Origin of the sequence: Acidaminococcus nyctereutis (assembly GCF_052216985.1) — a bacterium.
Lineage (GTDB): Bacteria > Bacillota > Negativicutes > Acidaminococcales > Acidaminococcaceae > Acidaminococcus > Acidaminococcus fermentans_A.
Genome location: NZ_JBQOUY010000007.1, coordinates 1 through 13,223, shown reverse-complemented (window position 1 = coordinate 13,223; position 13,223 = coordinate 1). Strand labels below are relative to the sequence as shown.

Below are 13,223 nucleotides of genomic sequence, written 5' to 3'. Positions count from 1 at the left end.
ATGAAAAATCCAGTACCACAAGGGAAATATGTCCCCGCTGTCCGGAATGGAGAGTTGATCGTGACGGCTGGGATGACGCCCCGGAAAGACGGCGTCCTGATGCTCAGTGGCAAAATACGGGCGGATGTGCCTCTGGAGACCTACAAAGAAGCGGTGGTCCAGGCGGTGGCCAATGCTTTGACGGCAGCACGGAATCAGCTCCAGGAAGGGGAAAAGATTGCCCGGGTCATGCTGATGCATGTATACATCAATGCAGAACAGGATTTCGTGGAACATGCCAAACTGGCGGACTTTGCTTCTGAATACCTGGTGGCAGAACTGGGAGATGCAGGCATCTGTGCCCGCTGCGCTCTGGGGATGGGAACCCTGCCGAAAAAAGCACCGGTAGAGATCTCCCTCATGGTGGCGGTGGGGAAGTAAGACAATAAAATAGGGGCTGCTGCACGTTCGGTGCAACAGCCCCTATTTTATTGATAATATTCCTTGATCACCTGGATCAGGTCCCGGGCAGCCGGGGATAGGTAGACATTTTCCTTGGTCAGGAGGGTCAGGGGGAGCATCAGTTCCGGAGCTTTCAGGTCGAAGCATTCCAGCTTCTCCGTGGCCGGATCCTGGAGCCCCGCCTCGATCATGAAGCCGAATCCCAGCCCGCTGGCGATGAGCCGCAGCAGGGTGGCATTGTTGGTGGTGGTGAGCTTCCGGCTGAAGGACAACTTTTGCTTCATGAAATAATTATTGATGAATTTCCCTACTGTCTGCTGCTGGCCCAGGTTCACGAAAGCTTCTTGTTCCAAGAGATGCAGGTCCAAGGGTTCTCCTTTTTCCTGTTCCTGCAGGAATACCTGGCACAGAGGATGGTCCTTGGCTAGGATCAGGAGTACTCGTTCTTCCTTGATGGTTTCGGCGATGATTCCCTGGGGCAGCTGGGAGATCATGGCATTCATGACGGCAAAGTCGATCCGGTTGTCTTCCAGGAGCATGGGCAGTTCGCTGACCGGGAATTCCAGCAGATTGATCTTCACGGCTGGATGATCTTCCAGGAATCCTGGCAGGATGGACGGCAGCAGGAGGGATCCCCGCCAGGTACCGACTCCGATATTCAGCTGCTGGAGTTTTTCATTGTTCAGTTCCGCTTTCAGTTTTTCATCCAGGTAATGGCAGCTTTCCAGATAGTGGTAATAGATCTTCCCAGCGGCGGTCAGTTCCAGAGGGATCTTGGAACGGTCGAAGAGCTGGCAGCCCAGGGTCTTTTCCAGTTTGGCGATGTGCTGGCTGAGACTGGGCTGGGTGATGAAGAGCTTTTCTGCGGCCCGGGTGATGTTCCGCTCCCGGGCGACCATGAGAAAGTATTCTGGTGTAGTGTTTCTATAAATCATATCCCTTCTCCTCACTTTGGTACAGTACTGAAACAGCTGTGTCTATTTTCACATAAAAAAACCGAAAAGTAAATGCAGCAGGATCTGCTGCATTTACTTTTCGGATGGAAGAGGATCTAGAGGAGCAGGAGTCCCGATCAGATGATCCCAGCGAAATAGAGGATCAGGGTGAAGAGGCTGGTGGCCAGCCCGGAAAGAGCCGTAGAGCCGCCGATGGCCCGGAATCCCTGGTTGAAGTTCAGCTTAGACAGGGAACAAGTGAGCCAGAACCCGGAGCTGTTGGCATGGCTGAAGGCAATGGCACCGGAGCACATGGCCAGGAAAGCGGCCAGCTTGGAAATCCCCAAAATGCCCAGCATGGGTTCACAGAGAGCCGCTGCCGTAGCTACACCCAGGGTATTGGAACCTGTAGCGGTGCGGATCATGAAGCCGATGAGCATGGGGACGAAGATCCCCGGGATATGAGCCGCAACGATGCTTTCTGCCAGGATCTTGGCGGCACCGGCACTCTTGATGAAGGCAGCCAGGGAACCGCCCAGGGCTGTGATGAATACAGGGCCGGCACAGTCCAGCACGGCCGAATTGATCCATTTATCCCGTACATCCTGGTTGTGGACCCAGTCCCGGGCCTGGAGGAAAACCGCGGCGAAACAGCCGATGAACAGAGCGGAAAGGGGATCCCCGATGAAAGTCATGATTTTCGTGAAGAAAGATTTGGGCATGGTCACGCTGCTGACGGTCTGGAGGATGATCAGTACTACCGGAAGCAGCACCGGGGTGATGGCCCGGACAAAGCCCATGGACAGATCCGCCGTGGTGGAGTTGGCGGTGTCTTCCAGGAAAGCTTCATTAAGCGGGACCTGTTTGTCCTTCAGGGTATTGGCGTAAAGGATCGTAGCCAAAAGGCCCGGGATGGCCACCAGGATCCCCCAAGGGATGGCGACACCCAAGGGCAGGCCCAGGGCAGCTGCCGCAGCTACCGGGCCGGGTGTGGGCGGCACCAGGGAGCTGGTGGTGATGCTGATCTGGATGACGGAAGCGAAGGCCATCATGGAAATCCCGGTCTTTTTGGCCAAGTTGGTGCACAGGGGGATCACCAGCAGGCTCACGGTATCTGGGAAAACCGGGATGCCTAGGATGCAGCAGCTGGTGCCGATGGCCCACAGTACCTTCTTTTTGCCGAAAAATTTCACCAGGGAGTCGGTGAGCTTCACAATAGCCCCGGTCTTGTTCAAGATGATCCCCAGCAGGGACCCCAGGAAGATGACCATGGCCACACTTTTGCAGGTATTGCCGAAACCGGTGTTGATCATCTTAGGGATCTTTTCGATAGGGGTGCCCACTAAGAGAGCCAGCATCAGGGTCGCCAGGTAGAGGGCCAGCACCGCATGGAATTTCAGTTTGCTGACCATGAAGACCAGAGCCCCTACAGAGATGAGCAGGACGACAAAGACATAGGTTGAAGTCATAGAGTATTCCTCCTTCTGCATATTTCCGAACTATTTTCTTTATTTCATCTTATCAGATAACTCGACCCGGTATCCAACAGGAAACTATGTATATCACTATAACCAAATAACTATAGGAAAAGGAAAACTTCCTGGAAATCCGTCCATAAAGAGAAAGGATATAGGCAATGATTTATAGGAGTATACAGGAAAACGTCTTTTACAAAATCCTAAATTCCTTATATGCTGTAAAGGGTAAATGAATCATATCGCGGGGAAAGGAGTAGAAAAATGACCAAAGTGCTCTTTACAGAGAATGTGGATCCCATAGGACCGGAACTGCTGAAGGCAGCTGGCTGTGAAGTGGTGATGGCCGACCGGGATGTCGCCCTTATCCGGAAGGAGATCCAGACGGCAACGGCTGTGGTGACCCGGATCTATGAACTGCCGCCGGAACTGCTGGCGACAGCTGCCGATCTGAAGATCGTCAGCAAACACGGTGTGGGGTATGACAATATCCCAGTGGAATGGTGCAAAGCCCATGGCATCGCTGTCACTGTCACGCCGGGGGCCAACAGCCAGTCCGTAGCAGAACATACCATCACCCTGATGCTGGCCCTGGCCAAGAATCTGATGATCGTGACCCATGCTTATAAGGAAATCGGTTTTGCGGCCAAGAATACTTTCCCGGGCATGGAGATCCTGGGGAAGACATTGGGCATCATCGGCGTGGGACATATCGGGAGCCGGGTGGCCAAGATGGGCCTGGGCCTGGGGATGAAAGTCCTGGCCTATGACCCCTATGTGACTTCCGTCCCGGAAGGGGTGGTCCTGTGTGCCGACAAGGACGAAGTGATCCGGCAGGCGGATGTATTGACCCTGCATCCGGTATTGAATGAAGAGACCCGGAATATCATCGGCCAAAGAGAACTGGCCCTGATGAAGCCCACCGCCTATTTCATCAACTGTGGGAGAGGCCCTCTGGTGGATGAACCGGCTCTGATCGCAGCCCTGCAGGGCAAAAAGATCGCAGGGGCCGGCCTGGATGTGACCTGGAGCGAACCCTGTGAACCGGACAGTCCCCTGTTCCAGATGGAGAACGTGATTTTGACGCCCCACTATGCTCCCACCACCCGGGAAAGTGCAATGAATGTATCCAAAGCAGCGGCCCAGAATATCCTGGACGTGCTTTCCGGCAAGGAACCGGAAGGGCTGCTTTGAGCCGATAGCTGGAAAAAGAAAAAGGAGGATTTGAGTTATGCGTCTGGCAACCATTAAACTGAATGGAAAAGAACAGGCAGGGATCGTCACTGCCAAAGGGGTATTCCCCATTGCCATGCTCAATGCAGCCAAAGGGACTGCCTGGAAAGAAGAGATGATGGAACTGATCCAGAGCCAGGAAATCCCCGGCCTCACTGCCTGGTACAACAAGGGCGGCAAGGAAGAACTGGAAACACTGCCGGGGCTGGTGCCCCAGGACAAAGTGGTCTACGGTCCTCTCTACCGGAATCCCAAACGGATCTTCGGGATCGGTCTGAACTATCGGGATCATGCCGGAGATATCGGGATGGCGCCTCCCAAAGGCTTCCCGGGCAGCTTCTTCAAACAGGCGGATACCCTGATCGGTCCGGATGATGAAATCCATATCCCGAAAATGAAGGAAGCCCAGAAGACCACAGCCGAAGCTGAACTGGGGATCATCCTGGGGAAGGACTGCCGGGATGTGGTAGAAGAAGATTGGGAATCCGTCATCGTGGGCTATACCACCATCCTGGATATGACGGAAGAATCCATCTTGAAAGGGAATGACTATGTGGACGGGAACCCCCGGTATCTGACCATCGTCAAGAACTTCCCCACTTTCTTCTCTTTTGGGCCGGAACTGGTGACCCCGGATGAAGTACCCGATGTGCTGAAGCTGGAAATCCAGAGCGTCCACAATGGAGAAATCCATGCCAAGAATACCGTGGATCATATGATCCATCAGCCGCCCAAACTGATCTCTCTCCACAGCAAGATCCAGGGCTGGTTCGCCGGCGATGTGCTGTCCACGGGGACCCCTCGGGCTTTCCACATCTTGGATGGGGATCAGGCGGAATGTCGGATCTATGGGCCGGATGGCTTCTCCATGAGACCCTTGATCAACCCAGTAGTGGATCTGAAACTGCATCCTGAAAAAGAATAAAGGAGGAAATACTCATTATGGATTTAGGATTAAAAGGAAAAGTCGCATTGGTTCTGTCTTCGGCTTCCGGCATCGGCAAAGGGATTGCCACGGAATTCGCCAGAGAAGGAGCCAAGGTGGTCATCGCTACGGCAGAAGCCTATAAGGAAGATCTGGAAAAAGCCCAGCAGGATATCGAAAAGGAAACGGGCAATCGTCCCTATACCTACTTTTATGATGTAAAAGATCCGGACAGCATCACCAAGATGGTGACGGCGGTGGGGAACGACCTGGGCGGTCTTTACGCTCTGGTGAACCACTGCCCGGGGCCCAAGGCCGGGACTTTCGAGAACCTGACGGAAGCAGACTGGGCGGACGGCTATGAAAAATGCCTCCACAGCTATACTTTCGCCATCCGGGCTGCCCTGCCTTTCATGAAAGCAGCCGGAGAAGGCCGGATCCTAAACAGCACCTCTTCCTCTATCAAACAAGCCTTGGACAACCTAATCCTGTCCAATACCTTCCGGATGGGTGTGGTAGGTATGAGCAAGACCCTGGCCCGGGAACTGGGGCAATACGGCGTTTTGGTGAACACTATGGGCCCCGGCCGGATCTATACTGCCCGGATCGCCTATCTGAACGGGATCCGTGCCCAGAAAGCCGGCCTGACGGAAGAGGAATACACCAAGAGAGACTGCGCGTCCTTCCCTCAGAAACGGTATCAGACCGTGGAAGAATACGGGCGGACGGCCGTATTCCTGTGCTCTCCGGCAAATACAGGTGTCTCTGGACAGTACCTGCTCTGTGATGGAGCCATGACCCAGGCTTATTAAAAAAGCGGAAATAACTCAACAAAGTTAGAATAAAAAATGGGAGAAATGCAGTGTATGACAATTTCATAGGCTGCAGTTCTCCTATTTTCTTTGAAAAAAGAAAATTTTATTCAAAACGATACACTTTTACACCTTTTATACATAATTCTTTGACAAGAATGTGAAATTATACTTTAACTACCTAAAGTGGCTATAATAAAACAGTCAGCTATTTTACTTATTTGAGGAGGAATTGACATGAAAGTGGTCGACATGAATTCTGATCTGGGAGAAAGCTTTGGCAATTACAAACTAGGCATGGATGACAAGATCTTGGAAATCGTCACCTCCGCTAACATCGCCTGCGGCTTCCATGCAGGGGATCCTTCTGTGATGAAGAAAACCGTGGCCCTGGCTGTAAAGAACGGCGCTGCCCTGGGGGCCCATCCTGGGTATCCGGATCTGGTAGGGTTCGGCCGTCGGAAAATGGACATTGCTCCTTCTGATGTATACAACATGGTGGTCTATCAGGTGGGGGCCCTGGCTGCCTTTGCCAAAGCGGCCGGCACTCGTCTCCAGCATGTGAAACCCCATGGGGCCATGTACAATATGGCGGCCAAGGATGCCAAACTGGCGGAAGCCATTGCCCAGGCTGTCTATGATGTGGACAAGGATCTGATCCTCTATGCCCAAGGGGGGACGGAAAGCATCAAGGCTGCGGAAAAGATCGGCCTGCGCACGGCTTCGGAAGTCTTTGCTGACCGGAGCTACCAGGATGACGGGACCCTGACTCCTCGGAGCCAGCCCGGTGCCATGATCACCGATGAAGAAAAATCCATCGCCCAGGTGCTGTCCATGGTCCTGGAAGGGAAAGTGACGGCTCTCAGCGGCAAAGTGATCCCGGTGAAAGCCGATTCCATCTGTCTCCATGGAGATGGCCCCAAGGCCCTTGTGTTCGCTAACAAGATCCGTTCCGTCTTGTTGGAAAACGGCGTGAAAGTGGCTGCTTCCGGTACCTTCATCAAATAAACGGAAAAAGAATAATCTTAAACTGAAAAACGAAGTGAATGCCCCATTCCCTTCTAAGACAAATGCATTTTGACTGCTGATACGAGATAGACAAGGAGACATGCTCATGAAGAAAGAATCTACCCTCAGTGTATTGCTGGGTGCGGCTTTCCTGATGGCCACTTCTGCCATCGGACCTGGTTTCCTGACCCAGACCGTTGTATTTACCTCCCAACAGGGAGCTGACTTCGGCTTCGCCATCCTGGCCATGATCATCATCGATGCCGTCGCCCAGCTGAATGCCTGGCGGATCATCGCTGTGGCCCGCCGGCCGGGACAGGACATCGCTAACATGGTCCTGCCGGGCCTGGGCTATGTGGTTTCGGCCCTGGTCTGCGCCGGGGGCCTGGCCTTCAACATCGGAAATGTAGGCGGGGCCGGCCTGGGGCTGAACGTGCTCTTCGGGATCAATCCCATTGCCGGGGCACTCATCAGCTCGGCCATTGCCATCTTCATCTTTTCCAGCAAATCGGCAGGCTCTTTGATGGATAAATTTGCCCAAATCGCCGGAGGCGTCATGGTACTGCTGACCATTTACGTGGCCCTGACTTCCCATCCTCCGGTGGGGCTGGCCCTCAGCCGGACTTTCGTGCCCAGCAAGATCGACATCACGTCCATCGTGACCCTGGTGGGCGGCAGCGTAGGCGGCTACATCACCTTCTCCGGCGGACACCGGCTGCTGGATGCCGGGATCTGCGGCAAAGAAAAACTGCAGGAAGTGAACCGGAGCGCCCTTTCCGGGATCGGGATTACCAGCCTGATGCGGATCTTCCTGTTCCTGGCGGCTCTGGGGGTCATTTCCCAGGGGCTGACCCTGAACCCTGCCAACCCGCCGGCTTCCGTTTTCCAGCTGGCTGCCGGGGATGCCGGGTATAAGATCTTCGGCATCGTCATGTGGTCGGCTGCGGTGACTTCCATCATCGGCTGCGCTTATACTTCCGTTTCCTTCCTGCGGAGCTTCAGCGAAACACTGAACCGGAATTACCGATACATGATCATTGCCTTCATTATCTTCTCTGCTGCGGTATTTTCCTTCATCGGACAGCCGGTGAAGGTCCTGATCGTGGTAGGCGCCCTGAACGGGCTGATCCTGCCTTTGGTCATGGCCTGTATGCTGCTGGCCTCTCAAAAGAAACAGATTGTGGGAGACTATCACCATCCAAAATTTCTGCTGGTTTCCGGTTGGCTGGTCTTTGCCATCATGACCTATATGGCAGCCAAGACCTTCCTGAAACTGATTGCATAAGAGGTGTGACTACATGGATAAAGCAAACGACTATCTGGCACATGCACAGATCCGCCCGGTGGGTGAGGCGGCCGTGATGGTTTCCTTTGGCGATATCGTGGATCCGGATCTGTTCTACTGTGCCCAGGCCCTTTCTGAAGCCTTGGAAAAAGAACCTTTTCCTGGCTTGCAGGAGTTCGAATCTTCTTATACGGGCGTCACGGTTTTCTATGACCCTCTGGTGCTGGCCCAGCATTCCAGCCTGCCGGAAGATGGGGTCCTTTCCAAGGGATACCGGGAAGCCAAGGCCCGGCTGGAAGACCTGCTCCAGAAAGCCAAGATCAATGAAGAAGGGGGCCGTCCCACGGTGCGGATCCCCGTCTGCTATGGGGGAGAGTTCGGGCCGGATCTGGATTATGTGGCCGAATACCACCATATGACGACGGACGAGGTGATCCGCATCCACAGCGGGGCCACGTATCTGGTCTATATGATCGGTTTCGCACCTGGATATCCTTATATGGGCGGTCTGCCCGAAGAAATATCCACCCCTCGGCGGAAGACCCCGCGGCTGAAGATCCCCAAGGGGACAGTGGCTCTGGCGGGCAGCCAGGCAGGGGTCTATCCCCTAGAAACCCCTGGAGGCTGGCAGCTCTTGGGACGGACGCCGCTGGAACTGTTCCATCCGGAAGATGAGGCCCATCCTACGGTGCTCCAGGCAGGGGATAAGGTGCAGTTCTATCCCATTACCTTGGAAGAATATAAGAAGATCGCTGCAGAACAGCAGAAAGAGAGTGCCGGAAAATGAAGATCCTGGTAAAAAAAGGCGGCCCTCTGACGACCCTGCAGGATTTGGGCCGGTATGGCTATCAAAAATATGGGGTCCTGGTCAGCGGGGCCATGGATACGGTTTCCCTGCGTCTGGGGAATTTACTGGTGGGCAACGAGGTCGGGGAAGGCGCCCTGGAAATGACCATGAGCGGCCCGGCTCTGAAACTGCCGGCCGGCCTGGTCATCGCTCTGACAGGGGCGGACCTCCAGGCAAAATTGGGCGGTGCTCCGGTGCCCCGGAACCGGGCGGTCTATGTAAAAGAAGACAGCCTGCTGACCTTTGGCTTTGCCCAGGAGGGCTGCCGGGGGTATCTGGCAGTGGCTGGCGGCTTCACCGTACCTAAAGTGATGGGGAGCAAGAGCACCTATCTGCGGGCCAGACTGGGCGGCTTCCAGGGCCGTCCTCTGGCCGACGGAGATGAGCTGGAGACTGGCAGCCTGGCAGCGGAGCAGGAAACCCTGACCCAGCGGCTGGCCAAGATGCCCGGCAAGAAGTTTTCCACCTTTGGCTGGTCCATTCCGGAAAGCGAGCTGTTTTCGGCTGAGCCCATCCGGGTGGCCGAAGGGCTCCAGTTCGATTGGTTCAAGGACGAAAGTGTCTGGACCTTCTTCAATACCCCCTATGCCATCACGGCCCAGGCAGACCGGATGGGCTATCGGATGGCGGGACAGAAACTGGAGTACAAGGAAGAAGGCCGGCAGCTGATCTCTGAACCGGTGACCTTCGGATCCATCCAGGTGCCGGCGGACGGGAACCCCATCATCTTGATGGCGGACCGGCAGACTACCGGCGGATATCCCAAGATCGGGCAGGTGATCCAGGCCGACCTGCCCCGGCTGGGACAGATGAAGCCAGGCCAGAATGTGTACTTTCAGCTGGTCAATCTGGCCCAGGCGGAAAAAGCCCTGCTCCGGCAGGAAACCTTCCTCCAGGAAGCCCAAAAGATGCTGGAATTGAAATGAATCAAAGGGGCTGTGGAGAAATGAAAAATCATTTCTCCACAGCCCCTTTTTATACAATCCTCGTCAGATCCATGGCATTTACATTGTAGAAATACTCCTTGATCAGCCCGATGAAGTAATGGATGTATTTGGGGATATAGTGATTTTCGTTATAGGATAGGTACAGGTTGTGATATACGATGCTGTCTTTGTACAGGAGCGGGAACACGTTCACGTCCTCTGCCAGCTGTTCCCGTTCGGTGATCAGGGGCATGGTGGTGGTGAAGGTGGCCGCCAGGGCCTTGGAGGCGATCTGGGTGCTCATGCGCATCTGGGCCGACTGGAGATAGATCCGGGGAGGAGCCCCGGCCTCCTTGAAACAGTTGCTGATGATGGTCCCCAGGTGATTGGGGGGCGTGATGATATAAAAGGGAAGTCTGAGGAAGTCCGCCAGGTGTGCGCCCCGGCGGGCTTTTGTCTTGATCCGGCAGAGGTCGCCTCCATAACAGGTCCGCAGCAGCCGATCCGCCGCCAGCAGATAGACCTGGTTGGACAGCAGGGGGATGGATTTGTAGCCCGGCAGGTCTTCCTTTTCCACGGTCAGCACCACATCCAGTTTGTCCTCCTGGAGATCCGCCAGCAGGTGATTGGTGGTATCGTCGGTGAGCTGGATGGAAACGTGGGGATACCGTTTGGTGAATATGGGCAGGATGGCCGGCAGGGTCACGTAATAGCGGATAAAGCTGGCTCCGAACCGGATCACACCACTGGATTCATCCAAGATATCGGATAAGGATCCCTTGAAATCCTGTTCGCTGGCCAGGACCTGATCGGCAAATTCCAACAGGGCCATCCCGGCGGCCGTCAGGGTCAGATGAGGCTTCCGGTAGAACAAGGCCGTACCGCACTGTTTTTCCAGCCGGGCAATGTGGTTGCTCAGGGTCTGCTGGGACAGATAGAGCTTCCTGGCCGTTTGGGTCATATTCATATCTTTGGTCAATTCTTTGAAATAACGCAGGCTGTCGATATCCATTATATTCTCTCCACAAAGTTTATTTGTTGATATTTTAAATATATACTGTTTTACTTTGTTCAGTCAAGAGGGTATCATACAATTGTCAACGGAAATAAAAGAAAAGCATGAACTTACTGAATACATGAAAAATGGAGGAAAGAAAATGGGTTGGAAAATCTTACTGCCGCAGGAAATCATGGATGAAGGCCGGGAACTGCTAGAAAAGAACGGCCACACCATTATCAAAGGACGGGGCTTCGAAACGGCCGATGTCCTGGCTGACTTCAAGGAATACCAGCCGGATGCCATGATCGTCCGGATCACTCCCATCACCCGGGAAGTCATTGAAGCGAACCCGAACCTGAAAGTCATCGTCCGTCACGGAGCCGGGTTCGACGCCCTGGATGTGAAGGCCTGCCATGACAATGGGGTCCAGGCACTGTATGCACCGGTGGCCAACAGCACCTCCGTAGCAGAAACTGCCCTGCTGCTGATGCTAGAATGCAGCCGGAACGTCACGGTGCTCCACAAGACCTGGGTCAATGACTTCTACAAAGCGAAACTGAAGGTCCGGAAGAATACCCTGAACGGCAAGACCGTAGGGATCGTGGGCTGTGGCAACATCGGCAGCCGGCTGGCCAAACGGTGCCTGGCCATGGAAATGAACGTCCTGTGCTACGATCCTTATAAACCGGCCAAGGATTTCCCCGATGGAGTGGAAGTGGTCCGGGATCTGGACCGGATCCTCACGGAAAGCGATTACGTCTCCCTCCATGCGCCCAACACCCCTGTGACCCGGAATATGATCAACAAGGAAACCCTGGCCAAGATGAAACCCACTGCTTTCCTGATCAATACCGCTCGGGGGGCCCTGGTAGTGGAAGAAGACCTGTATGAAGCCTGCAAGAACGGTGTCATCGCCGGGGCCGGCCTGGATGCAATCCGGAAAGAACCGGTGGATCCCGCCAACCCGCTCCTGACCCTGGATAATGTGATCATCTATCCGCACATCGGCGGAAACACCACGGAAGCAGCCCACAGAGCTTCTTACTTCTCCGCCATGGGGATCGAAGAAGTCTATGAAGGCAAAGAACCCACCTGGCCCATCCATGATATCGACTATGCCAGCGCCAAGACCTATACCGATGTGAAGAAATCGGATAAGAAACCAGCCGGCATGTTCGATTATTGAGCAGCCAGGATCAGATAGCCAGTCAATCTATTGTATAGAAAACAGGAGGTCATCGATATGTCTATTGGAAATCGTATTTTCTTGAAAAAACCGGAAGCGCCGGAAGAACTGCTGAAAGCCTTCAGCACCATTCCCTGTGCCAATATTTCAGATACCATGGGCCGTCTGGTGGGGATGCATCCCCGGATCAAACTCCAGAGCGCTCCCAAGAACCCCATCAATGTGGGGAGAGCTCTCACCATCAAGACCCGCAGCGGAGACAATCTGATGCTGCACAAGGCTCTGAATATGGCCAAACCGGGAGACGTGATCGTCCTGTCCAATGACGGCGGCGAAAGCTACCGTTCCCTGATCGGGGAAATCATGTTCACCTATCTGGCTTCCACGGGGGCCGCGGGCATTGTCATCGATGGGCCCATCCGGGATATCGATGCAGTCCGGGAAATGGAACTGCCTATTTATGCCACCGGGACCAACCCGGCCGGCCCTTATAAAGAAGGCCCTGGCGAAATCAATGTACCTATCTCCTGCGGCGGCATCAGCGTGAATCCGGGAGACATCATCGTCATGGACGCCGATGGGGTCATCGTCATCCCTCTCCAGGAAGCTGAAACAGTGCTGAAAAATGCCCGGGCTTTCCAGGAAAAAGATGAAGCCAAGCTGCTGGCTGCCCAGGAAGGCAGAGCCAAACGGGATTGGGTGGATGACCTGATCGCCAAGAAAGACGTCGAAATCATCGACAAAGCCTACAACGAATAATCGTATATTTCGATAAGCCCCTATCCTTTTTGAGTCGGACGGGAACAGGAAACCCTGTTCCCGCGCTCGATTCATCAAAAAATCAGAATACTTATCTATTTATAATTTTTCATTTATACTGCAATCTTATTGAGGTGTGTTATGACAATCCGTGCATTAATGAATATGATGACGGCCGTGAGCATGTTCATCCTCCTAGGCTTCTTCGTCCGAGAATTCGTGAAACCCCTGCAGAAACTGTTCCTGCCCGCTTCCCTGGTGGGCGGCCTGGTGATGCTGGCCCTGGGACAGCAGGGAGCAGGCCTGATCACCGTCCCTAAAGTCCTGGGCAGCGTCCCCGGCGTTTTGATCGATATCGTCATGGTTTCCCTGGTCTTCGGGGTCAGCTTCA

At 54.2% G+C, this 13,223-nt stretch carries 13 protein-coding genes and 1 pseudogene; 11 read left to right on the top strand and 3 right to left on the bottom strand.

The annotated features are described in order from the left end of the window. Complete coding sequence (locus ACTUHY_RS05085) at positions 1-420, top strand: RidA family protein (protein ID WP_442826833.1); 420 nt, start codon at positions 1-3, stop codon at positions 418-420. A gap of 47 nt (positions 421-467) precedes the next feature. Here the strand turns inward: ACTUHY_RS05085 and ACTUHY_RS05080 are convergent, their stop codons facing one another. Both ACTUHY_RS05080 and ACTUHY_RS05075 read right to left on the bottom strand, forming a co-directional pair. Next, positions 468-1,376 (bottom strand): LysR family transcriptional regulator, encoded by a 909-nt coding sequence (locus ACTUHY_RS05080; protein WP_442826832.1) that lies wholly within the window; start codon positions 1,374-1,376, stop codon positions 468-470. Positions 1,377-1,513: 137 nt separating this feature from the next. After that, positions 1,514-2,845, bottom strand: a complete 1,332-nt coding sequence (locus ACTUHY_RS05075; RefSeq protein WP_278675543.1) for a GntP family permease — start codon at positions 2,843-2,845, stop codon at positions 1,514-1,516. A gap of 270 nt (positions 2,846-3,115) precedes the next feature. Here ACTUHY_RS05075 and ACTUHY_RS05070 point away from each other — a divergent pair, with 270 nt between their 5' ends. The 7 genes from ACTUHY_RS05070 to ACTUHY_RS05040 all read left to right on the top strand — a co-directional run bounded on the left by ACTUHY_RS05070 (position 3,116) and on the right by ACTUHY_RS05040 (position 9,887). Continuing rightward, the gene (locus tag ACTUHY_RS05070; protein WP_442826831.1) at positions 3,116-4,045 is read left to right on the top strand and encodes a hydroxyacid dehydrogenase; all 930 of its coding nucleotides are present in this window, start codon (positions 3,116-3,118) and stop codon (positions 4,043-4,045) included. 37 nt (positions 4,046-4,082) lie between these two features. Continuing rightward, entirely contained in the window at positions 4,083-5,009 is a 927-nt protein-coding gene (locus ACTUHY_RS05065; RefSeq protein WP_442826830.1) for a fumarylacetoacetate hydrolase family protein, read from the top strand. Between the two features lie 17 nt (positions 5,010-5,026). Next, positions 5,027-5,821, top strand: a complete 795-nt coding sequence (locus tag ACTUHY_RS05060; protein WP_442826829.1) for an SDR family oxidoreductase — start codon at positions 5,027-5,029, stop codon at positions 5,819-5,821. A gap of 237 nt (positions 5,822-6,058) precedes the next feature. After that, positions 6,059-6,829 carry a LamB/YcsF family protein gene (locus tag ACTUHY_RS05055; protein WP_442826828.1) on the top strand — a complete coding sequence of 257 codons (771 nt, stop codon included), beginning with the start codon at positions 6,059-6,061 and terminating at the stop codon, positions 6,827-6,829. A 106-nt stretch (positions 6,830-6,935) separates the two neighbouring features. Beyond that, the gene (locus tag ACTUHY_RS05050) at positions 6,936-8,114 is read left to right on the top strand and encodes an NRAMP family divalent metal transporter (RefSeq protein ID WP_442826827.1); all 1,179 of its coding nucleotides are present in this window, start codon (positions 6,936-6,938) and stop codon (positions 8,112-8,114) included. A gap of 13 nt (positions 8,115-8,127) precedes the next feature. Continuing rightward, the gene (pxpB, locus tag ACTUHY_RS05045) at positions 8,128-8,901 is read left to right on the top strand and encodes a 5-oxoprolinase subunit PxpB (protein WP_442826826.1); all 774 of its coding nucleotides are present in this window, start codon (positions 8,128-8,130) and stop codon (positions 8,899-8,901) included. Next, positions 8,898-9,887, top strand: coding sequence for a 5-oxoprolinase subunit C family protein (locus ACTUHY_RS05040; RefSeq protein ID WP_442826825.1), 990 nt, complete (start codon positions 8,898-8,900; stop codon positions 9,885-9,887). The genes pxpB and ACTUHY_RS05040 overlap by 4 nt, the downstream gene beginning before the upstream one ends. A gap of 49 nt (positions 9,888-9,936) precedes the next feature. Here the strand turns inward: ACTUHY_RS05040 and ACTUHY_RS05035 are convergent, their stop codons facing one another. Next, positions 9,937-10,899, bottom strand: a complete 963-nt coding sequence (locus ACTUHY_RS05035) for a LysR family transcriptional regulator (protein WP_442826824.1) — start codon at positions 10,897-10,899, stop codon at positions 9,937-9,939. A gap of 145 nt (positions 10,900-11,044) precedes the next feature. Between ACTUHY_RS05035 and ACTUHY_RS05030 the strand changes: the two genes are divergently transcribed. From ACTUHY_RS05030 to ACTUHY_RS05020, 3 genes and pseudogenes are all read left to right on the top strand, one after another. Next, on the top strand, positions 11,045-12,073 hold the full coding sequence (locus tag ACTUHY_RS05030; RefSeq protein ID WP_278676137.1) for a hydroxyacid dehydrogenase: 1,029 nt from the start codon (positions 11,045-11,047) through the stop codon (positions 12,071-12,073). 57 nt (positions 12,074-12,130) lie between these two features. Further along, positions 12,131-12,832: an RraA family protein gene (locus ACTUHY_RS05025; protein ID WP_278676136.1), complete on the top strand. Its 702-nt coding sequence runs from the start codon at positions 12,131-12,133 to the stop codon at positions 12,830-12,832. Between the two features lie 141 nt (positions 12,833-12,973). Beyond that, a pseudogene (locus tag ACTUHY_RS05020) lies at positions 12,974-13,223 on the top strand (sodium:glutamate symporter); the annotation flags it as partial.

Bases quoted from the DNA above. Each gene is read 5' to 3' on its own strand.
- ACTUHY_RS05085 (WP_442826833.1), top strand. From the start codon at position 1: ATGAAAAATCCAGTACCACAAGGGAAATATGTCCCCGCTGTCCGGAAT.
- ACTUHY_RS05080 (WP_442826832.1), bottom strand. From the start codon at position 1,376: ATGATTTATAGAAACACTACACCAGAATACTTTCTCATGGTCGCCCGG.
- ACTUHY_RS05075 (WP_278675543.1), bottom strand. From the start codon at position 2,845: ATGACTTCAACCTATGTCTTTGTCGTCCTGCTCATCTCTGTAGGGGCT.
- ACTUHY_RS05070 (WP_442826831.1), top strand. From the start codon at position 3,116: ATGACCAAAGTGCTCTTTACAGAGAATGTGGATCCCATAGGACCGGAA.
- ACTUHY_RS05065 (WP_442826830.1), top strand. From the start codon at position 4,083: ATGCGTCTGGCAACCATTAAACTGAATGGAAAAGAACAGGCAGGGATC.
- ACTUHY_RS05060 (WP_442826829.1), top strand. From the start codon at position 5,027: ATGGATTTAGGATTAAAAGGAAAAGTCGCATTGGTTCTGTCTTCGGCT.
- ACTUHY_RS05055 (WP_442826828.1), top strand. From the start codon at position 6,059: ATGAAAGTGGTCGACATGAATTCTGATCTGGGAGAAAGCTTTGGCAAT.
- ACTUHY_RS05050 (WP_442826827.1), top strand. From the start codon at position 6,936: ATGAAGAAAGAATCTACCCTCAGTGTATTGCTGGGTGCGGCTTTCCTG.
- pxpB (WP_442826826.1), top strand. From the start codon at position 8,128: ATGGATAAAGCAAACGACTATCTGGCACATGCACAGATCCGCCCGGTG.
- ACTUHY_RS05040 (WP_442826825.1), top strand. From the start codon at position 8,898: ATGAAGATCCTGGTAAAAAAAGGCGGCCCTCTGACGACCCTGCAGGAT.
- ACTUHY_RS05035 (WP_442826824.1), bottom strand. From the start codon at position 10,899: ATGGATATCGACAGCCTGCGTTATTTCAAAGAATTGACCAAAGATATG.
- ACTUHY_RS05030 (WP_278676137.1), top strand. From the start codon at position 11,045: ATGGGTTGGAAAATCTTACTGCCGCAGGAAATCATGGATGAAGGCCGG.
- ACTUHY_RS05025 (WP_278676136.1), top strand. From the start codon at position 12,131: ATGTCTATTGGAAATCGTATTTTCTTGAAAAAACCGGAAGCGCCGGAA.